This window comes from Streptomyces sp. NPDC059679, assembly GCF_042734105.1.
In the GTDB taxonomy this organism is placed as follows: Bacteria; Actinomycetota; Actinomycetes; order Streptomycetales; family Streptomycetaceae; genus Streptomyces.
This window is the reverse complement of sequence record NZ_JBHWES010000001.1, coordinates 306933-328015: the sequence shown is the minus strand read 5'-3', so window position 1 is coordinate 328015 and position 21083 is coordinate 306933. Positions and strand designations below refer to the sequence as shown.

Sequence of the window (21083 nt, the reverse complement as noted above, 5' to 3'; positions counted from 1 at the left end):
TTGGCGGATCACGCCACCATCATCAGCAGCATCGCGGACATGGTGCCGCCCATACCGATGTGAGCGGCCAGCGCCGCGTCCGGCGTCGCGCCGAGCCTGCGCCGGCGGCCGTGACCTCCCCGTTCCGCCGCCCGGGCCCTGTCCCATAACGCGAGGGTGAGCGACGCCAGGAACACCACAACCGTGTCCGGCACGGCGAGCAGCCAGCGGGCCCAACCGCGGCCCCGACCCCCCTCGCGGCCGGTCGGGCGCTGCCGGTTGGTCCCGCGGACCCGGGCCCACACGGACGCACCGATCGACAACAGGAAGTACACGGCGAGCCCCGCGAGTACCAAGCGCCAAAGAGAGGCCGAGGACGTGGCGGTTGCGCTGTCGGCGGCGGCCATTCCCGGCATGCTCATCCCGGGCATCGACTCCATGCCGTGTGTCGACCCCGCACCCGGCATGCTCTCCATCCCCGGCATCCCGGCCATGGAATGACCGCCAAGCGCGAGAACCGGCCCGGAGGACGTACTCGTCATGGCGAGCGTCATGAGCACCATTCCGGCGCTGCCGACGATGAGGTGGACCCATTGGCGGCCCTGGCGCCAGCCGCGCTCACGCGTGCGCTTGACGGCCATCGCCAGGCCCCCGAGCCCCAGGAGCGCGAACACGGCCGCCCACCAGAAGCCGTACTCCGCGTACCAGGCCATCGTCGCGGGGAGGGCCATGACGGCCATGCACGCGCCCATCAGCAGATCGCCCCCCGCTGCGAAGCGGGTCCCGCCGCTCGTGGTCACCATCCGGACCATGCTGACGGTACTCACCAGGGCAGCGACCACCGCCACGGACCAGCTCAGTGCCGGCATCTCCGTCATCGCCACTCCAACCGTCCTGCGTCCTTGATTACGGATGCCCTTAGTACGTAGTGACTTAGGAGGTTGTTCATCGGGCGGAAGGGATCTCGTGCCGTCCTTGGCTTGGCCGGGGGATGGGTGCGGGCCTCTGGGGATCCATTACCCCCACCGGGCATATTGGGGGCGGCCGCTCACCGACCGTCACCAGTGACGACGCGGATGGAAGCGAGAAGTATCGTGCCGTCAGGGAGCCGACCACCAGCGCTCTGAGCGGATCGCGGCCGCGGACGTGTTCGGCCTCGTGGGCCGGCACCGCGCGCAGTTCCCCGGGCGTGGACAGCTGCGGGAGTGACGGCGGCGTTCCCGTGGGTCCGCAGTACCTCCCGGACGGCGATCGCGGCCTCGTCCGCGACGGCTGCCACACCCGCATGACAGCGCTCTCCAGCGCTCCCAGGGCCATCGCGAACACCCCTCGGCAACGTTGTCCACTACGTCAGGGTAGGACGTGTGCGGCCCTGTCGGTCGCAGGTGTTGTGAGTAAGCGATTCCGTTTGCTGCGCGCACAAGTTGGCGCGATGTTTCTGGGGTGTTTCTCGGGCACTCCCGCAACGGTGCTAAGGTCACGACATGGTTACGGCTCGGTCGCTCTCCGCTATGCCGCGGTCCCGCCCCTCGCGGCGCGCGCTGCGCCTGCTGTGGGTGGCCGCGCTCCTGTTCGGGTTGGTGTACGCGCATGGCGTGAGCCCGGAAAGCGTGACCAGGCACCTCTCTTCCGCCACGGTGAACCTGGGTATTTCCGTAGGCCAGGGTCCTGCGGTGACGGCACCGGTCGCCGCTGAGAAGGCTTCTGACAGCGGTCTTGCGGTGCGGGATCACCGTGACGGCGGTCACGCCTCTCCCCACCCGGCACATGAGTGTCTGATTGCCCAGCCACAGCACGGTTCCGGGGTGGTGGCTCCCTGCCCGGCGCCGCTCGGCCGACAGTCGGCGCCCCTGGTGTCGCCGATCGAGGCGGTCGGCCCGGCCCCGTCGTCTTCGGCCGGGTGTCCGTTCAGGGACTCCGCTGTCTGCGCGGTGCTGCAGATCTAGGCTCCGCCGCGCCGCCGACCGGTCGGGATGGGCCCCGTGTGCGCCCACCCGGTTCGGCGCCGCCCATTCACGCCGCCCCGACCTCTCATAACGCGCCGCTCAAGAGCGCCGATCCAGGGATGTCCGAGGCGCTGTCACCGCCTGCCCAGCCCTGCTCACTGCCCACTTCCGCCCGCGGGGCGGGGCGGTGCCCCATGCGGAGGAACTGTTGCCGCTCCACCCCCACGCCCGCCGTGCCCTCTCACCGGGCTCGCCGTGGTACCGCCGTGTTGTCGCCCTCCTGTTATGCGGGTTGCTGCTGACCGCCCTCGACTGCGCCGGCCCACACCAGGAGTCGGACCACCCGCGCGCCCAGGCGCAGACCGCCTCCGGGCCACCAGCGGCGGCCGCGACGTCCACGCGTCCGGACACCCCCGAGATGGTGCACGGCGCCGGTTCCTGCGCTCCACTCGGCCTCACCGGCCTGTCCACGCCACGGTCTCCGGCGCCGTCCCGCGATCTGGCCGCGACCGACGGCATCGTTCCGGCGTGGGCCGTGGCGCCCTTCCTCGCGGTGGTGCGGGCCCGGGAGGAACACGTCGACAGAGCACTGTCCGGGGCTTCCAGACTCACCGTCTTCTGCCGGTGGCGCATTTAGGCCATGCCCGCCACCGCCGTCATGCCGCCGTACGCGAGCGAGCCCCGGAACGGGGAGGCGCACCGCGGTCCCGGCCGTGACGCGGTCAACGACGACCTGACACTTTTTCACGCTCTGCGAAGAAGGCGCGAAGATGCAATCCTCGACCACTACCGACACCGGTACGCTCACCGCCAGGTCCGCCATCTCCGGGCTGGTCGGCAACACGCCGCTGCTGCGGGTGTCCGAGCCCCTGGCCCCGGCCGGCCGCGGCTTCTGGGCCAAGCTGGAGGGCTTCAACCCCGGCGGCATCAAGGACCGCCCAGGGCTGCACATGGTCGAACGGGCCCGGGCCCGTGGCGATCTGCGGCCGGGCGGCCGGATCATCGAGTCCACCAGCGGCACCCTGGGGCTGGGGCTCGCCCTGGCCGGCATGGTCTACGGCCACCCGGTCACCCTGGTCACCGACCCCGGCCTGGAGTTGTCCATGACCCGGCTGCTGACCGCGTACGGCGCCCAGGTCAATGTCGTCTCCGAACCCCACCCCACCGGCGGCTGGCAGCAGGCCCGGCGCGACCGTGTCCAGCGCCTGCGGGACCAGCACCCCGGATCATGGTGTCCGGACCAGTACAACAACCCCGACAACGTCGCCGCCTACACCCCACTCGCGCTTGAACTGGCCTCTGAACTCGGCCACATCGACGCGCTGGTGTGCAGCGTCGGCACCGGTGGCCACTCCGCCGGCGTCTCGCGGGTCCTGCGGCAGCTCTACCCCGAGCTGAAGGTCATCGGGGTCGACACCATCGGCTCGACGATCTTCGGCCAGCCCGCCAGGCCCCGCCTCATGCGCGGGCTGGGATCCAGCATCTACCCCCGCAATGTGGCCTACGAGCAGTTCTCCGAAGTGCACTGGGTGGCCCCGGCGGAGGCGGTGTGGACCTGCCGTCAGCTGGCCGCGTCCCACTACGCCACCGGCGGGTGGAGCGTCGGGGCGGTCGCCCTGGTGGCCGGCTGGCTTGCCCGGACCAGCCCCGCCGACACCCGGATCGTGGCGATCTTCCCTGACGGCCCGCAGCGCTACCTCGGGACGGTCTACGACGACGACTACTGCGCCGCCCACGGCCTGCTCGACGCACCCCCGGCACCCGAACCCGAGGTGAACGGCAGCCTCGACGAGAAGGAGGCCCTCCGCTGGACCCGGTGCGCCACCGTGGTCGACCCCCTCTCCCCGCACCACGAGGAGGAGGGCCGGTGATATCGCTGTTCTCGCAGGTGCGTTCGTATGAGCGCAGCGTCCGGCTGTTGATGGTGAACCAGTTCACCATCAATCTGGGCTTCTACATGCTCATGCCCTACCTGGCCGCCCATCTGTCCGGAACCCTCGGACTGGCCGGCTGGCTGGTCGGGCTGATCCTGGGGGTGCGCAACTTCAGCCAGCAGGGCATGTTCCTGGTCGGCGGCACCCTGGCCGACCGGTTCGGCTACAAGCCACTGATCATCGCCGGATGCGTGCTGCGCACCGCCGGATTCACGGCCCTCGGGCTCGTGGACTCCCTGCCCGCGCTACTCGCCGCCTCGGCGGCCACCGGGCTCGCCGGAGCGCTGTTCAACCCCGCAGTACGGGCGTACCTCGCCGCGGACGCGGGGGAGCGCCGGGTGGAGGCGTTCGCACTGTTCAACGTCTTCTACCAGGCCGGAATCCTGCTCGGCCCGCTGGTGGGCATGGTGCTGACCGGCATCGACTTCCGCGTCACCTGCCTCACGGCCGCCGCGGTCTTCGCCGTACTCAGCGTCGTCCAGATCCGCGCGCTGCCGCCCCGCCGGGCCGACGACGCCCGGGACGCCGCGCGCGAGAGCGTGTTGTCGCAGTGGCGGGACGTGGTGGCCAACCGGCCCTTCCTGCTCTTCTCCGCCGCCATGATCGGCTCGTACGTCCTGTCGTTCCAGGTCTACCTGGCCCTGCCGCTCGAGGTGCGCCGCCTCGGCGGCCAGGGCGAGGCCGGGGCGGCGGCGGTGGCGCTGCTGTTCGCCGTCTCGGGCCTGAGCACCATCCTCGGACAGACGAAGGTCACGGCCTGGTGCAAGGCGCGGATGGCACCGGGTCAGGCGCTGGCTTGGGGGCTGTTCGCCATGGGTGTGGCTTTTCTGCCGCTGCTGCTGGTGACTGCCGTGCCGGAGCCGGAGGGCGGTGTGGGCCGCTGGTTGCTCGCCGCTGTTCCGCCCGCGCTCTCGGCGCTGTTGCTCGCTCTGGGGACGATGATCGCCTATCCGTTCGAGATGGACACCATCGTCCGGCTCTCGGGTGAGCGGCTCGTCGCCACCCACTACGGGCTGTACAACACCATCTGCGGGGTCGGCATCACCCTCGGCAACCTGCTCACGGGCGCCGCGCTGGACGCCGCTCGCGCGGCCGGGATGTCCGCGCTGCCGTGGTGCGCGCTGTTGACGCTGGGCCTGGCGTGCGCCGCCGCGCTGTACGGGTTGCACCGCACCGGCCGCCTCGCGGCGGTGCCCGCTCCCCGGGCACGAACCGCGGCGGCCTGACGGGGCCGCAGCCGGGAAACGGAGCGGCGGAGGGTCCACGGGCCCTCCGCCGCCCCTCGCCCCGCCTCCGTCAGCGGCGGAAGGGCCCGGTCACCTCGTAGGTGATACCGCCCGAGGAACTGCCGCTTGTGCCGCGCTGGCTGGAGAAGTACAGCCGGGTGCCGTCCGGGGAGAAGGCCGGGCCGGTGATCTCCGAACCGGACTGGCCGTTGACCCGCAGGAACGGCGCCACGACGTCGTCCGGTGTGATGATGCAGATCTCCATGTTGCCGCCGTCCTCGGCGATGAACAGGTCACCGGAGGAGGAGCCGGTGACGTTGTCCACGCCGGTCAGCGGGGCGGAGCCGGGGTTGACCAGGGAGTCGTCGTAGGCCAGCTCGTAGGTGCTGTTGCTCAGGTTGAGCTGCCAGACGCGGTTGTCGCCCTTGGTGGTGAACCAGACGGTGTCGCCGGCGTAGTGGCAGCCCTCCCCACCGTTGAAGATCTTGGCGCTGGAGACCTGGTCGCGGGTGGCGGTGGGAGAGCCGTCGGGGTCGGGTACGTCCGTCCAGCGATACGACCCGGAGGTGGCGGTGCCGGCGACCAGCACCTGAAGCGTGCCGGAGGACAGATCGCCCCAGGTGGTGGGCATGAACCGGTAGAAGCAGCCGTCCGTCTCGTCCTCGGTCAGATAGATCACCTTGCGCACCGGGTCGGCGGCTGCCGCCTCGTGCTTGAACTGGCCCATGGCGTCGCGGCGCGTGGCGGCCTTCACGCCCCAGGGGTCGGTCTCGTAGACGTATCCGCGGCTGACCTCTTCACAGGAGAGCCACGTCTGCCAAGGGGTCGCGCCGCCCGCGCAGTTGTTCCGCGTATTGGACAGGACGCGGTGGGCGCCGGTGATGGCGCCGGAGGAGTCGAACTTGACGGCGCCGACGCCGCCACCAGTGCTGACCTCCGAGTTGGAGACGTAGATCCAGCCCGTGCCATCGGCGAAGCAGGCGCCGCCGTCGGGGGCGTTGTGCCAGGTGTAGGAGGTGCCGGAGACGACCTTTCCGGAACGGGCGATGACTCTGCTCGTGAAACCAGTGGGCAGCTGGATGGCGTTGGCATCGGCCGCGCCCAGCGCTCCGTAGGGGCCGGGGCCGTTCTGGGCGGGGGCCGCGTAGGCGGCGCCGCGCATCAGGGTGCCGCCGAAGGCCGCGGCCGACGTGCCGATGACTGCTCCGCGCAGGAAGGTACGACGTTCCACTCTCACTCCTGAGGGTGTGTGTGCCCGCCGCCGGACGGCGGCGGGGCCGCGCTCAGGGACCTTAGGGAGGAGAGATGGATTGTCCATAGACGACCGATGACGAGGGTGTGAGGCGCCACACAACGGCTGAAAGTCAGCGCCTGGTGCAATGGCCGTAGTTGGCTCACCAAGGAGTCACTGGGCACCCGCCAGGCCCCGCCGGCGGCGCGCAGCCCTCCGTACAGCTCGTACGCGGCGTGGCCGACCCGCCCCAGGTCGTCGTGGCCGGCCACCCATCTCGTGATCATGGCGAGACACGCTACGCAGCGCAGCCGGGCCCGGGCGTCAGGGCCGTGCCAAAGAATGGCGCCGCGGCGTAAGGACGGCGTCAGGGCCGGTGCACGGGCCGGGGCAGCGCGGCGCGGCGTGCCTAACGTGAGCGGCATGGAACGGCGAACAGACCGGTCCGCCACCACACCCGGCCGGTGGCGCGGCGGGCGACCAGGACCCGACGGCACCACCGGCGACCGCCACTGGCGGCTGGACGCCCGGTGCGCCGGATGGTGTGCGCTGGGGTTCGCCGTGCTGACGCTCCTGCTCGACTGGGGTTCGGGCGGTCTCACCGTGGCGCGCGCCGACCTGTGGGCCGTGCTGGGGGTGCTGGTGTTCACCGTGCTGCGCCCGCCGCGGGTGAGCGCGGGCGACGGATGGCTCGCGGTGCGGGGGCTCGTACGCTCGCGCCGGGTGCGCACCGATGCCCTGGTCGCGGTGCGGCTGGACGGCAGCATCGCCACCCGCCTCGTGCTGCGGGACACTGACGGCCACTCGGTGGCCTTCGACCCCAAGGTCCTCCTGGCCAATCCGCTGCTGTGGCACCAGCTGGACGCCGGAGCCCACCGCTCCCGCGAGCGCGGCACCCTGCGGCACGGGGAGCGCGCACTGCGGCAGTTGGGCGAGCGTATCGACGGTGGCACGGCCCGGGATGTGCTCAGGGCCTCCGGGCTGGAGTAGTCGTCAAGGTGGTGTCAAGCTCTCCTCGAGCCGCGCAAGGGAAACGTCAAGATCGACCTCCGGCGCCCGGGCCGGCGCTTTGCTGAGGGCTGATGAATGACGTACGCCCCGGACGGCTCAAGGTCTACCTCGGGGCGGCCCCCGGCGTGGGCAAGACCTGTCGCATGCTCGACGAGGGCCGCCGCCGGGCGTCGCGCGGCGCCGATGTGGTGGTCGCCTTCGTGGAGTGCCACGGTCGGCCCCGTACGGAGGCGATGCTCGACGGCCTGGAGGTCGTGGAGCGCGCCCACCGCGGCTACCGTGGCGGGCGGTTCCAGGAGATGGACCTCGCCGCGGTGCTGGCGCGCCGCCCCCGGGTCGCGATCGTGGACGAGTTCGCGCACAGCAACGTCCCCGGCGGCCGCAACGCCAAGCGCTGGCAGGACGTCGAGGAACTGCTCGCCGCGGGCATCGACGTCATCACCGCGGTCAACATCCAGCATCTGGAGTCCCTCAACGATGTCGTCGAGAAGATCACCAGAGTGCCGCAGGGTGAGACCGTCCCCGACGAGGTCGTCCGGCGGGCCCAGCAGATCGAGCTGGTGGACATGGAGCCCGAGGGGCTGCGCCGGCGGATAGCGCACGGCAACATCTACGCCCCCGGGAAGGTCGACGCCGCCCTTGCCAACTACTTCCGGCCCGGAAACCTGACCGCCCTTCGGCAACTCGCCCTGCTGTGGGTGGCCGACCGAGTGGACGAGGCGCTTCAGATGTACCGCACCGAGCATGGGATCGGCCGGGTGTGGGAGACCCGGGAGCGGGTGGTCGTCGCGCTCCCCGGCGGGCCCGAGGGGGACACCTTGATCCGGCGGGCGGCGCGGATCGCCGACCGGTCCGCGGGCGGCGATCTGCTCGCCGTGCATGTGACCCGCAGCGACGGGCTCGCCGCCGGTTCCTCGCACGCCTCGCTCGCCCGGCAGCGGCGGCTGGTGGAGGACCTGGGCGGCAGCTACCACTCGGTGGTCGGTGACGGCGTGGCCACCGCCCTGGTCGAGTTCGCCCGGGCCGAGCACGCCACCCAGCTGGTGCTGGGCACCAGCCGGCGCGGCCGGATCGAACGGTTCCTCGGCGAGCGCGGCACCGGCGAGACGGTGGTCGGGCTGTCCGGGGACATCGACGTCCACATGGTCACCCATGAGCGGGCCGGCCGCGGCAGGCTGCTGCCGTCCCGGCGCAGAACCCTCAGCCCGGCCCGCCGGGTCGCCGGTCCGGTGGCAGGACTGGTCCTGCCGGTGCTGCTCACCGTGCTCCTCGACGGGGCGCGCGACACGCTCAACCTCACCAGCGAGGTGCTGCTGTTCCTGCTCACGGTGGTGGGGGTGGCCGGCATCGGTGGGGTGGCCTCGGCGGTGATCGCGTCGGTGACCGCGTCCCTGCTGCTGAACTACTGGTTCATCCCGCCGATCGGAGCGTTCACCCTCGACGACGCCAACGCCATGATCGCGCTCGCCGTGTTCGCGATCGTCGCCGCCACCGTCGCGGGCGTGGTCGACCGGTCCCTGCGGCTCTCGCGCCGCTCGGCCCGCGCCACCGCGGAGGCGGAGACCATGTCGTCCCTGGCCGGGACGATCGTACGGGGCGGGGCGACCATTCCGGCGCTGCTGGAGCGTACCCGGGAGACCTTCGGCATGGAGTCGGCGGTCCTGGTCCGGCAGCAGCCGCCCGATGAGGACGGTGTGACGGCCGTGGCCACGGGCCCCGGCGCCTTTCTCGTGCTGCGCGGCCGTGCCCTCCCGTCGTCCGAGCGGCGCGTGCTGGCCGCGTTCGCCGCACACGTCGGCGCGGCCGTGGAACAGGCCAGGCTCGCTGAGGCCGCGGCCGAGATCGAGCCGGTCAAGGCCGCCGACCGGATGCGTACGGCGCTGCTGCGGGCCGTCGGACACGATCTGCGTACGCCGCTCGCGGCGGGCTGGGCGGCCGTGACCTCGCTGCGCAGCCGGGACGTGGAGTTCTCGGACGAGGACCGCGAGGAGCTCCTTGCCACCGCCGACGAGTCCCTGGCCAGGCTCAGCCGGCTCGTGGAGAACCTGCTGGACCTCAGCCGTCTGCAGGCCGGCGCCCTCGCCCTCCACCTGCGCGCCACCACGCTCGACGAGGTGCTTCCGGCGGCGCTGGCGGACACCCCCGGTGTCGAGGTGCGGGACCTGGAGGAGATTCCGGCCGTCCTGGCCGACCCGCCGCTGCTGGAGCGCGTGGTCGCCAACCTCGTCGGAAACGCCGCCCGCCACACTCCGCCCGGCGGCAAGGTCGTGCTGACCGCAAGCGCCCACGCCGGCCGGGTCGAGCTGCGGGTCGTCGACCGCGGCCCCGGCCTGCCGCAGACCGGCCGGGACCGGATCTTCGAGCCGTTCCAGCGGCTGGGCGACACCGACAACACCACCGGACTCGGCCTGGGGCTGGCTCTGTCCAAGGGGCTGACCGAGGCGATGGACGGCACGCTCGTCCCGGAGGACACCCCCGGCGGCGGCCTGACGATGGTGCTCTCCCTGCCGTTCGCGGGGCGCGCGGCGTACTCCCGCTAGGCCCGCGCGCCGCACCGCGCGGGCCACCGGAGATCCGCCGGTCGCGGCTCCGGCCGCCCTGACGACCTTCAGGCCCGTAAGGGATGCGTCAAAGCCGTACGGGCGGCCGTAAGGGAGCCGTCAACGGCGACGGAAACCAGCCACAAAGGCGATTTGCTCTCCTCATTCGATGCATCGGGTTATCGAATCGTCAGATTTTCGTCCGAACCTCACTAGGAGCTCGCGATGGCCGACGTGGCCTTCGTCGTCACCACGATCGCGTTGTTCACGCTCGTGGCTCTCGTCGCCAAGGGGGTGACGAAGCTGTGACCGCCGAGAACGTCGTCGGCCTCGTCGTGGCCGTCGCCCTGCTGGGCTATCTCGTCCTCGCCCTGATCTTCCCGGAGAGGTTCTGAGCCCCATCATGAGTCCCGTCCTCGTCGGCGTGCTCCAGCTCCTTGCCCTCATGGGGGCGCTGGCGCTCGTCCACCGTCCCCTCGGCGACTACATGGCCAAGGTCTACTCCACCGACAAGCATCTGCGCGTGGAGAAGTGGATCTACAAGGGCATCGGCGCCGATCCGAACACCGAAATGCGCTGGCCCGCGTATCTGCGCGGCATCCTCGCCTTCTCGGCCGTCTCGGTCCTCTTCCTCTATCTGCTGCAGCGGCTCCAGGGCTCGCTGCCCGGCTCGCTCGGCTTCGCCTCCATCGACCCCGACCAGGCGTTCAACACGGCCGCGTCGTTCGTGACCAACACCAACTGGCAGTCGTACTACGGCGAACAGGCCATGGGCCATGTCGTACAGACCGCCGGGCTGGCCGTGCAGAACTTCGTCTCGGCCGCGGTGGGCATGGCGGTGGCCGTGGCGCTGGTGCGGGGCTTCGCCCGCTCGCGCACCGGTGAGCTGGGCAACTTCTGGACCGACCTGGTGCGCGGCACGATCCGCATCCTGGTGCCGGTCGCCGCGATCGCGGCGGTCGTCCTGGTGTCGTGCGGCGCTATCCAGAACTTCTCCGGCATCCATGAAGTCGGCCAGTTCATGGGCGGTTCGCAGGCGTGGAACGGCGGTGCGGTCGCCTCGACGGAGGCGATCAAGGAGGTGGGTACGAACGGCGGCGGCATCTTCAACGCCAACAGCGCCCATCCGTTCGAGAACCCCACCCCGTTCACCAACCTCTTCGAGATCTTCCTGATCCTGGTGATCCCGTTCTCGCTGACCCGGACGTTCGGCCTCATGGTCGGCTCGGTGAAGCAGGGGTACGCGATCCTCGCCACCATGGCCACCATCTGGGTCGGCTTCGTTGCGCTGATGATGTGGACCGAGTTCTCCCACCGCGGCCCGGCGCTGGAGCTCGCGGGTGGGGCGATGGAGGGCAAGGAGGTCCGCTTCGGGGTCGGTGCCTCGTCGATCTTCGCGGTGTCGACCACGCTCACCTCGACCGGTGCGGTGGACTCCTTCCACTCCTCGTTCACGGGCCTCGGCGGCGGCATCACCATGCTCGGTATGCAACTGGGCGAGATCGCACCCGGTGGTGTCGGCTCCGGCCTCTACGGGATGCTGATCATGGCGATCATCGCGGTGTTCATCGCGGGCCTGATGGTCGGCCGGACGCCCGAGTACCTGGGCAAGAAGATCGGCACCCGCGAGATCAAGCTCGCCGCCTGCTACATCCTCATCACCCCGGCCCTGGTGCTGATCTTCACGGCCGCGGCGATGGCCCTGCCGACGCCGCAGAACTCCATGACGAACAGCGGGGCACACGGGTTCTCCGAGATCCTTTACGCCTACACCTCCGGTGCCAACAACAACGGTTCGGCCTTCGCCGGCCTGAACGCGGACACGCAGTGGTTCAACACCACGATCGGCATCGCGATGCTGCTCGGCCGGTTCGTGCCGATGGTGTTCGTACTGGCGCTGGCGGGCTCGCTGGCGGAGCAGAAGCCCGTACCGGCCACCGCGGGCACCCTGCGCACCGAGAAGCCGCTGTTCACCGGCCTGCTGGCGGGGGCGATTCTGATCATCACCGGTCTGACGTACTTCCCGGCGCTCGCGCTGGGGCCGCTCGCCGAGGGGATGGCGGCATGACCACGGACATGAAGAAACACGAGGAACCGATGTCCACAGCCACTCCGACCCGGGCGCCGCACAGCGACGTACCCACCGGTCACCGGCCCGCCGAGGGTCGTGTCGGCGCCGGTCTGTTCGACCCCGGGCAGCTCGTCAAGTCGCTGCCGGATGCCTTCCGCAAGCTTGACCCGCGGGTGATGGTCAAATCGCCCGTGATGTTCGTGGTGCTGGTCGGCTCGGTTCTGACGACGGTGTTCTCGTTCAAAGATCCGACAGACGGGTTCGGCTGGGCGATCAGCGCCTGGCTGTGGCTGACCGTGATCTTCGCGAACCTCGCGGAGGCCGTCGCGGAGGGCCGCGGCAAGGCGCAGGCCGACACCCTGCGCAAGGCGAAGACCGACACGGTCGCGCGCCGGCTCAGCGGCTCCGCCGAGGAGCGCGTGCCCGGCACGGAGCTGAGGATCGGCGACCTGGTCGTCTGCGAGGCGGGCGACATCATCCCCGGCGACGGCGATGTCGTCGAGGGCGTCGCCTCGGTGGACGAGTCGGCCATCACCGGCGAGTCCGCGCCCGTCATCCGCGAGTCGGGCGGCGACCGCAGCGCCGTCACCGGCGGGACGAAGGTGCTCTCCGACCGCATCGTCGTCAAGATCACGACGAAGCCCGGCGAGACCTTCATCGACCGGATGATCAACCTTGTCGAGGGCGCCGCCCGGCAGAAGACGCCCAACGAGATCGCGCTGAACATCCTGCTCGCGTCCCTGACGATCGTGTTCCTGCTCGCCTGCGCCACGCTGCCGCCGTTCGCCGACTATGCGCATAAGCATCTGACCATGGTCGTCCTGGTGGCCCTGCTGGTCTGTCTGATCCCGACCACGATCGGCGCGCTGCTCTCCGCGATCGGCATCGCCGGTATGGACCGCCTGGTCCAGCGCAATGTGCTCGCCATGTCCGGGCGGGCCGTCGAGGCCGCCGGTGACGTCTCCACACTGCTGCTCGACAAGACCGGCACCATCACGCTCGGCAACCGTCAGGCGGCGGAGTTCGTACCGGTGCGCGGCACCACAGAGGCCGAGGTCGCGGACGCCGCGCAGCTGTCGTCGCTGGCCGACGAGACCCCCGAGGGCCGTTCCATCGTCGTCCTCGCCAAGGAGAAGTACGGGCTGCGCGAACGGCACCAGGGCGAACTGGCCGACGCCGAGTGGATCGCCTTCACTGCCCAGACTCGTATGTCGGGCGTCGACATCGACGGCAGGAAGGTCCGCAAGGGCGCGGCCGGTTCGGTGATCGCCTGGGTCCAGCAGCAGGGCGGTACGGTCGCGCAGGACGCGGACGAGATCACCAACCGGATCTCCGAGGCGGGCGGTACGCCGCTGCTGGTCGCGGTCCACGATGAAGGGGGCGCCCGGATCCTCGGCGTCATCCACCTCAAGGACGTCGTCAAGGAGGGCATGCGCGAGCGGTTCGACGAACTGCGCCGCATGGGCATCAAGACCGTCATGATCACCGGCGACAACCCGCTGACGGCCAAGGCCATCGCCGAGGAGGCGGGCGTCGACGACTTCCTCGCCGAGGCCACCCCCGAGGACAAGATGGCCCTCATCAAGCGCGAGCAGGCGGGCGGCAAGCTGGTCGCGATGACCGGCGACGGCACGAACGACGCGCCCGCGCTGGCCCAGGCGGACGTCGGCGTCGCGATGAACACGGGTACGTCGGCCGCCAAGGAGGCCGGCAACATGGTCGACCTCGACTCCAACCCGACGAAGCTCATCGAGATCGTCGAGATCGGCAAGCAACTCCTCATCACCCGGGGCGCCTTGACGACGTTCTCCATCGCCAACGACGTCGCCAAGTACTTCGCGATCATCCCGGCCCTGTTCGCGGCGGTCTACCCGGGCCTGGACAAGCTCAACATCATGGGCCTGTCCTCGCCCGACTCCGCGATCCTGTCCGCGGTCATCTTCAACGCGCTGATCATCATCGCGCTGGTGCCGCTCGCCCTGCGCGGTGTGCAGTACCGCCCGGTCAGCGCCGACAAGATGCTCCGCCGCAACCTGGCGATCTACGGCCTCGGCGGGCTCGTCGCGCCCTTCATCGGTATCAAGATCATCGACCTGCTCATCTCGCTCATCCCCGGGATCGGCTGAAGGACATGAACAACTCCCTGACGAACAGCGCCCGGTTGCTGGGCGCGGGCCTGCGGGCCCTCCTCATGCTGACCCTGGTGACGGGCGTCATCTATCCGCTGGTCATCACCGGCATCGCCCAGGGCCTGTTCCACGACAAGGCGAACGGCTCCGAGATCAAGGCGGACGGCAAGGTCGTCGGCTCGTCCCTGATCGGGCAGGCATACAACCTGCCGCTGAAGAAGGGGCAGGAGACACCGGACGCGGACCTGAAGTGGTTCCAGGGCCGCCCACAGAACGGCCTCGGCAGCAACAGCGTCAACACCCAGTACAAGCTCATCCTCTCCGGCGCCACCAACCGCTCCGCGGACAACGAAGAGCTCGTCCAGTGGGTGAAGGACGCCAAGGCCGCCGTCGCCAAGGACAACTCGGTGGCCGGCCACAAGGTCGAGCGGTCCGATGTGCCCGCCGACGCGGTGACCTCCTCCGGTTCGGGCCTGGACCCGGACATCTCCCGGGACTACGCCGACCTCCAGGTCCACCGTGTCGCCGAGAAGAACGGCCTGTCCGTCGCCCGGGTGCAGAAGCTGGTCGACGACCATGTCGTGGGCCGCACCCTCGGCTTCATCGGCGAGCCCCGGGTGAACGTCCTCGAGCTGAACATCGCCCTCAAGGCACTTGCGGCGAAGAGCTGAGGGGTTCATTTCGCAACGCGAAAACGCGCGGGAGTCGGCGGGCCGGACACCTTCCGGTATCGCCGACTCCCCACGCGGCGTGAGGGCGGTCAGGGCTGGATGTCGAGTGTGTGGCGGGTCGGGCGGCGTGGTGTTCTGGGGCCTGGTGGGCCGTAGCCGAGGCGGAGCACCATGTGTACGTGTCCCGCTCCCGCTACGGGGTCGCGCAGTGGCCAGCGCAGGTCGGGCCATTCGAGGGCCTGGGTGATGAAGGAGCTGGACAGTCCTTCGAGGGTGGCGGTCAGCAGGACGCGTTCCATGGCCTGGCCCGCGCGCAGCCAGTCCTGCGGCCTGTCGTCCGGGGTGGCCAGCAGTGCCAGCTGAGGGGTGCTTTCGAAGTCGGCGCTTTCGCGGCCGGGTACGGGTTTGCCGCCGGCGAAGTCCCGTACGGGGGCCTTGCCGCCGCGTCGGCGGGGGCCGAAGGCGTACGGCGGTACGCCTTCGGCGGCGGACCGCGGCGTCTGCTCGGAGAGCCGGGCCCAGTGGGTGAGGTCCTCGGCGCTGCCCGAGTCGGTGAGGTTGCGCGCCTCGGCCTCCAGGGCCAGGTCCAGCACCGTCTGCAGATGCCATCCAGTGGCGAAGGACAGTGAGACGCCTTCGGCCTCGGCCGCCTCCCGGAGGGCGGCGCGTACGGGCTCGGGTATCTCGGTCTCGGCGAACGGGGACCGGCTGGTGTGCCGGGAGTGGACGGCCGGGTACAGGGCGGCCAGGTCGTCTTCGTCGCCGAGGGGGCCGGTGAGTGATACGGCGGCGAGCAGGGTCGGCTCGGCGGGGTCGGGCAGGAGCCGGGTCGTCGGTGGCCGGCCCGTGTGAGCGGCCGCGACGCGCAGGTTCATCAGGGCGGCGCCGCAGCCCAGGTGGAGGGCGCGAAGGTCCGCGTCGGAGTGCGGCAGGGTTCTCGCCAGATCCGCGGTGACGTGGAACAGGCGCTTGCCGCGGAAGTACCGGAACCGCCAGGGCTGTGCGTTGTGCATCGACGGGGCGGCCGAGGCATCCCGCACCAGCGCCGTCACCTCCGCGTCGGAGAGCGGCCGTGCGCTCGTACGCGCTTCTGTCTGAATATGGGCGTCCGGTCCGGGGAACACGAGGGACACCTGTCCGGAGTCCGACCAGCGCACGTCGTACGGAGGCGTCCCGTCGTGGTGATGGACGCCGACGATCTCGCCGTCGCGCCTGGTCGCACCCGTGGTGGGGCTTTCGACAATCAGGTGGTCGCCGATATGAGCACGCATCGGCATCCCCGCCTCTCCGCCGGTCTTCCTTCGTCCAGCCTTTCACGTTCGGCGGGCGATGGCATGGGCGGAAAGGTCCTCTGACCGCGAGCGGCTACGCATGAGACGGAGCAACGCCATGGAGGAACAGGTCGTCACCGTGGGCCTCGACGGAACGCCGGAGAGCCTTGCCGCCGCGCGCTGGGCCGCCGACGAGGCGGAGCGGCGGGAGCTCGCGCTGCGTCTGCTGCACGCGTGGATCCTGCTGTCCCCGCCCACGCCGGACAGTCCCTCGGCGGATGACCAGAACTACTGGGCCAAGCGGATCGTGCACGACGCGCGCATGGAGCTCAGCCGGAGCCACCCGGATCTGCCCATCGAGGAGGAGCTGGTCGCGCAGGAGGCCGAGGCAGCCCTGCTGGAAGCGGCGGCGCGGTCCCGGATGCTGGTGCTCGGATCGCGGGGCATGGAGCCCTTGGCGAGCTTCTTCCTCGGTGACATCAGCCTCTACGTGGTCGGGCGGGCCGAGCGGCCGGTGGTCCTGGTGCGCGCGGGCGGTGTGGAGGAGACACGGACGTCCGGGGTCCGCGAGCGGGACGTGGTGGTCGGGCTGAGTCTGCACGGCCCCCAGGACAACCTGCTGGAATTCGCCTACGTCACCGCCTTCACCCGTGGTGTCCCGTTGCGCGCCGTCCACGGCAGGAGCCTGCCCGTCCAGGCACACGTCCCGTGGGGCGTGGACCCCGGCATCGCCAGAGGCGTCGCCGAGGAGGCACAGCGGGAGCTGGACGAGGTGCTGCGGCCGTGGCGGAAGAAGTTTCCCCGTGTGGAGGTGGTCGACGAGGTCCGGCTCGAGAGCCCGGCGCAAGCCGTCGTACGGGCGGCCGGGGGCAGCGGGCTGCTGATGATCGGCCGCCGCAAGCACCGGGCCGCCCTGGCGCCCCGGCTCGGCCCCGTGGTGCAGTCGGCCGTGCACCACGCCCGGTGTCCGGTCGCCGTGATCCCCCACGAATAAGGCGTGTGCACGAAGGGGCCGTGTGCACGAACAAGGCCGTGTGCACGAACAGGCCGTGTCACGAACAAGCGGCGTGCAGGGATAACCCGTCCGCTCCTTGCGGCAGGGGCAGCAGGCAGGTTTCGCCCGGGAGCACGGAGACCGTACGGCCGGCCAGGGCCACATCGATCGGCCCGCGGTCGGAGGCCGGCACGGTGATGTGCAACTGCCCGGCGCTCAGCCGCAGCCGCACTCCCCAGTGGCCTTGGTAGCGGATGGACAGCCCGAACCGGGACAGCTCGGGCAGTGGCGCGGGATCCAGCCGCAGGACCCCGCCCCGGGGCTCGAGTCCGGTCAGGCCGCGCTGTACGAGGTCGAGGGTGCCGGCCATGGCGCCCAGGTGGATGCCCTCCCCGGTGGTGCCGCCCTGCAGATCGGCGATGTCGCCGGTCAGCGCCTCCTGGCAGAAGCGCCACGCCTCGGCCCGCCGCACCCGGGGCAGCACCCAGGCGTGGACGAGGCTGCTGAGCGTGGACCCGTGGCTGGTGCGGCGCAGGTAGTAGTCGACGGTGCGCCGCCAGGTGGTGTCGTCCAGCTCGTGGCCGAGCCGGCGGAAGACGCGGTGCAGTTCGGCGGGCGCGAAGAGGTAGCCGAGCATCAGCACATCGGCCTGTTTGGACGCCTGGTAGCGGTTGACCGTGTCGCCTTCGGCCTCCAGGATCCGGTCGAGGCGCCGGATGTCGCCGTAAGCCTTGCGGTAGCGGTCCCAGTCGAACTCGGCGAGCTCGCCGTAGCCGTCGAACTGGCTGACCACCCCGCGATGCCAGGGCACCAGCAGCCTCCGGGAGACGTCCTGCCAGAGGTCGAGCTCCGTATCGGCGAGCGCGGTGCGTTCGAACAGGTCCCGACGGCGCGGCTCGGGCAGGGAGCGCAGCAGATCGAGGGCGCGGGCGAGCACCCACGCGGCGGTGACGTTGGTGTACGTGTTGTCGTCGATACCGGGGCGGGAGGCGCCGGGGTAGCCGTCGTGATACTCGTCGGGGCCGACCACACCGAGGATCCGATACCGTCCCCGGGCGTCGTCCCAGCTGGCCGCGGAGGCCCAGAACCGGGCGATCTGCAGCAGCATCTCCGCGCCCTTGGTGTGCATGAACTCCGCGTCGCCGGTGGCCTCGCCGTACTGCCACACGTTGTACGCGATGGCCGAGCCGACATGATGCTGGAGCCGGGAGTGATCGGGCAGCCAGCGTCCCGAGCGCGGATTGAGATGCAGCCGCTGGGTCTCCTCACGGCCGTCGCTGCCGCTCTGCCACGGGTACATCGCGCCCGCCCGCCCGGCGTCCCGGGCCGCGAAACACGCCCGCTCCAGCCGTCGGTGGCGGTAGTCGAGCAGCGCCCGGGAGACCTCGGGGAGGTGCAGGTTCAGATAGGGCAGGACGAACAGCTCGTCCCAGAACACATGCCCCCGGTACGCCTCGCCGTGCAGTCCGCGCGCGGGCACGCCGACGTCCAGGTCCGCGGTGTGCGGGGAGAGCGTCTGCAGCAGATGGAACAGATGCAGCCGCAGGATCCGCCCCGCCTGGCCGGGTACGTCCATCTCGCCCGCCCGCCACAGCTGCTCCCATGCCGCACGGTGGGCGTCGGCGAGCGCTTCGAAGTCCGGCGCACGGCCCACCCGGTCCACGGCGGCGTGCAGGGGATCGCTGATGGCCGGGTCGCGGGAGGTGTGCAGGGCGACGCGTTTGTCGACGGTCACCGTCCGGCCCGGCTCCATGAGCGGCCGCAGCAGGAGGCCGGCGCGTTCCTGCTGGTGGAGGGCGGTCGCGTCGGTGTCGCCGTCGGTGGTGGTGCGGGCGGCCATGCCGACGCGGATGTCGGAGGTGGTGGTGCGGCAGCGCAGCCAGAGCACATCACCGCTGGGCGCGGTGCCCGTGTGCACATGGGTCAGATGCCGGTTGGCCAGCCGGCGGTACCGGGCGACGCCGGTGTTCGCCACCGCGCCGTCCAGCGCCGACTCCACCTCCAGCCGCCCCGACCAGTCCTCCGCCGTGAACTCGGTCCGCAGCGCCGCCAGATGCGGGTCGCCCATGTGGACGAGGCGCAGCTGCCGTACGGCCAGATGCCGGCCGGCGTCGTCGACGTATCGTGTGGTGCGCTCCAGGATGCCCGCGCGCAGATCGAGGGTCAGCCGGTGGTCGAGCGGGGGGCGGGTGTCCGGTGAGAGCCACGGTGTCGGGGAGTTGTCGGTGGCGTCCTCGTCACCGGCCCGGAAACGCAACGGCAGCCAATTGGGCAGGTTGACCAGGTCCTCGTTCTCCACCTGCCGGCCCGCCACCCGCGACTCCAGCCGGTTGTAACACCCGGCCACATAGGTGCCGGGGCTGTGCACGGCATCCGCGCCGCACTCCGGGAGGGCGCCCCGGGTGGCGAAGTAGCCGTTGCCGAGGGCGCACAGGGACTCCCTCAGCCGCTCCTCGGCCGGGTCGTAGCCCTCGTACGCCCAGGTCCACCCGGGCGGTGTCCGGCTCATCCACCGCCCTTCCCGCGTGCTGCCATGTCTCCACCCTGCCCCCGCCTTCGCGCGGTGTCAGCTCGGGACACGGTTGCGGCGCGGCGGCGGGGCGGTGTGTCCGGTGCGACACTGGCCACATGGGACGGCCCCGGGTCACGGAGGGGTTGTCACGGGAGGAGGCGGCGCGGCGGCTGGGGGAGTACGGGGCCAACGTCGTGGCCCAGGAGCGGCGCACCCCCGTGTGGCGCCGCGTGCTGCAGCAGTTGCGCGATCCGCTGATCGTGGTGCTGCTCGTGGCCGCCGTGCTGACCCTCGCCACCGGAGACCTTCCCGACGCCGCGGTGATCCTGCTCGTGATCACGGTGAACACCGCGGTCGGTGTCGTCCAAGAGGTGCGGGCGGAACGGGCCGTGGCCGCACTCTCGGCGCTGAGCGCCCCCGCCGCCCGCGTGGTACGCGACGGTGCGGAGTGTTCCGTACCGGCCGCCGACGTGGTGCCCGGGGACCTGGTCCTGCTGGGCGAAGGCGACATCGTGCCCGCGGACGGCACGGTGCTCGACACGGCTCTCCTCCTGCTCGACGAGTCGGCGCTGACGGGCGAGTCCGTCCCGGTGGAGAAGACCGCGGCCGGGGACGGAGCGCTCGGCACCGTGGCGGCGGGCACGGTCGTCGTCCGCGGCCGCGGACGTGTCCAGATCACCGGCACCGGGGCGCACAGCGCGCTCGGCCGGATCGCCGCCCTGATGGGAACCGCGCCCGGCCTGACCCCGCTGCAGCGCCGACTGGCCGGGTTCGGCCGAGTGCTGGCGGCCGTCACCGTCGCGCTGTGCGCGGTGGTGCTCGCCCTGGGGCTGGTCCGCGGACAGCCGGTGGAGCTGATGGTCGTGGCCGCGATCAGCCTCGCCGTCGCGGCCGTACCCGAGTCCCTGCCCGCCGTGATCACCCTGGCCCTCGCGCTGGGGGCCCGGCGGATGGCGGACCGGCACGCCATCGTCCGCAGGCTGCCCGCGGTGGAGACCCTGGGGTCGGTCACGGTGCTCGCCACCGACAAGACCGGCACTCTGACCGAAGGCCGGATGGCCGCCGAAAAACTGTGGACGCCACAGGGCCAGGCCACGGTGACTGGCACCGGCTACGCCCCGGAGGGCCGTGTCACCCGCGACGGCCGGACGGTGACCGCGAGCGACGCCCCCGACCTGGCCGCTCTGCTGCGCGCCGCGATGCTGTGCAACGACGCCGCGCTCCAACCCCCGCCGGACGACGACACACCGTGGCGCGCGATGGGCGACCCCACCGAGGCCGCCCTGCTGACGGCCGGAGCCAGACTGGGCCTGGACCGGAGCGCGCTGGAGAGCGAACTGCCACGCGTTGCCGAGATCCCGTTCGAGAGTGCGCGCAAGCGCATGACGACCGTGCACCGCACACCGGGCGGCGGGCTGCGCATCGTCTGCAAGGGAGCGCCCGAGGCCGTCCTCCGCCCCACGGTCCTCACCGACACCCCGGACCTGCTCTCCCAGGCCGCCACCCGGGCCGAGGAACTGGCCCGCGGCGGATACCGGGTCCTCGCCGTCGCCTCACATGACCGTCAG

General features: G+C 71.1%; 16 protein-coding genes. 11 read left to right on the top strand and 5 right to left on the bottom strand.

Annotated elements, in window-relative coordinates:
• Positions 1-8: 8 nt before the first annotated feature.
• Entirely contained in the window at positions 9-857 is an 849-nt protein-coding gene (locus tag ACFV2X_RS01465) for a DUF5134 domain-containing protein (RefSeq protein WP_385609870.1), read from the bottom strand.
• Positions 858-2133: 1276 nt separating this feature from the next.
• Between ACFV2X_RS01465 and ACFV2X_RS01460 the strand changes: the two genes are divergently transcribed.
• The 3 genes from ACFV2X_RS01460 to ACFV2X_RS01450 all read left to right on the top strand — a co-directional run bounded on the left by ACFV2X_RS01460 (position 2134) and on the right by ACFV2X_RS01450 (position 5085).
• Positions 2134-2562, top strand: a complete 429-nt coding sequence (locus ACFV2X_RS01460) for a hypothetical protein (RefSeq protein ID WP_385609868.1) — start codon at positions 2134-2136, stop codon at positions 2560-2562.
• A 133-nt stretch (positions 2563-2695) separates the two neighbouring features.
• Positions 2696-3796 carry a PLP-dependent cysteine synthase family protein gene (locus tag ACFV2X_RS01455; protein ID WP_385609866.1) on the top strand — a complete coding sequence of 367 codons (1101 nt, stop codon included), beginning with the start codon at positions 2696-2698 and terminating at the stop codon, positions 3794-3796.
• Between the two features lie 50 nt (positions 3797-3846).
• Positions 3847-5085: an MFS transporter gene (locus ACFV2X_RS01450; RefSeq protein ID WP_385610366.1), complete on the top strand. Its 1239-nt coding sequence runs from the start codon at positions 3847-3849 to the stop codon at positions 5083-5085.
• A gap of 70 nt (positions 5086-5155) precedes the next feature.
• On the opposite strand, the gene ACFV2X_RS01445 is transcribed toward ACFV2X_RS01450, so the two are convergent.
• Together ACFV2X_RS01445 and ACFV2X_RS01440 are read right to left on the bottom strand one after the other, a co-directional pair.
• Positions 5156-6316, bottom strand: a complete 1161-nt coding sequence (locus tag ACFV2X_RS01445; protein WP_385609864.1) for an alkaline phosphatase PhoX — start codon at positions 6314-6316, stop codon at positions 5156-5158.
• Between the two features lie 2 nt (positions 6317-6318).
• Positions 6319-6603: a hypothetical protein gene (locus ACFV2X_RS01440; RefSeq protein ID WP_385609863.1), complete on the bottom strand. Its 285-nt coding sequence runs from the start codon at positions 6601-6603 to the stop codon at positions 6319-6321.
• A gap of 136 nt (positions 6604-6739) precedes the next feature.
• Here ACFV2X_RS01440 and ACFV2X_RS01435 point away from each other — a divergent pair, with 136 nt between their 5' ends.
• The 6 genes from ACFV2X_RS01435 (at position 6740) to ACFV2X_RS01410 (ending at position 14738) form a co-directional block, all read left to right on the top strand.
• Entirely contained in the window at positions 6740-7306 is a 567-nt protein-coding gene (locus ACFV2X_RS01435; RefSeq protein WP_385609862.1) for a hypothetical protein, read from the top strand.
• Between the two features lie 92 nt (positions 7307-7398).
• Positions 7399-9867: an ATP-binding protein gene (locus ACFV2X_RS01430; protein ID WP_385609861.1), complete on the top strand. Its 2469-nt coding sequence runs from the start codon at positions 7399-7401 to the stop codon at positions 9865-9867.
• A gap of 305 nt (positions 9868-10172) precedes the next feature.
• Complete coding sequence (kdpF, locus tag ACFV2X_RS01425; RefSeq protein WP_009326374.1) at positions 10173-10262, top strand: K(+)-transporting ATPase subunit F; 90 nt, start codon at positions 10173-10175, stop codon at positions 10260-10262.
• A gap of 8 nt (positions 10263-10270) precedes the next feature.
• Positions 10271-11935, top strand: coding sequence for a potassium-transporting ATPase subunit KdpA (kdpA, locus tag ACFV2X_RS01420; RefSeq protein ID WP_385609859.1), 1665 nt, complete (start codon positions 10271-10273; stop codon positions 11933-11935).
• A complete protein-coding gene (kdpB, locus tag ACFV2X_RS01415; RefSeq protein WP_385609857.1) occupies positions 11932-14064 on the top strand; it encodes a potassium-transporting ATPase subunit KdpB in 2133 nt (710 codons plus the stop codon). Before kdpA ends, kdpB begins: the two co-directional genes overlap by 4 nt.
• 5 nt (positions 14065-14069) lie before the next feature.
• A complete protein-coding gene (locus tag ACFV2X_RS01410) occupies positions 14070-14738 on the top strand; it encodes a potassium-transporting ATPase subunit C (protein ID WP_385609855.1) in 669 nt (222 codons plus the stop codon).
• Between the two features lie 89 nt (positions 14739-14827).
• Here ACFV2X_RS01410 and ACFV2X_RS01405 read toward each other — a convergent pair whose 3' ends face one another.
• Positions 14828-16015, bottom strand: coding sequence for an Acg family FMN-binding oxidoreductase (locus ACFV2X_RS01405; protein ID WP_385609853.1), 1188 nt, complete (start codon positions 16013-16015; stop codon positions 14828-14830).
• 112 nt (positions 16016-16127) lie between these two features.
• Here ACFV2X_RS01405 and ACFV2X_RS01400 point away from each other — a divergent pair, with 112 nt between their 5' ends.
• A complete protein-coding gene (locus tag ACFV2X_RS01400) occupies positions 16128-17003 on the top strand; it encodes a universal stress protein (protein WP_385609851.1) in 876 nt (291 codons plus the stop codon).
• 58 nt (positions 17004-17061) lie between these two features.
• Here ACFV2X_RS01400 and ACFV2X_RS01395 read toward each other — a convergent pair whose 3' ends face one another.
• Positions 17062-19512, bottom strand: coding sequence for a glycoside hydrolase family 65 protein (locus ACFV2X_RS01395; RefSeq protein ID WP_385609849.1), 2451 nt, complete (start codon positions 19510-19512; stop codon positions 17062-17064).
• A 119-nt stretch (positions 19513-19631) separates the two neighbouring features.
• On the opposite strand from ACFV2X_RS01395, the gene ACFV2X_RS01390 reads away from it, so the two are divergent.
• On the top strand, positions 19632-21083 hold a 1452-nt coding region (locus ACFV2X_RS01390; protein ID WP_385609848.1), incomplete at its 3' end, for a cation-translocating P-type ATPase.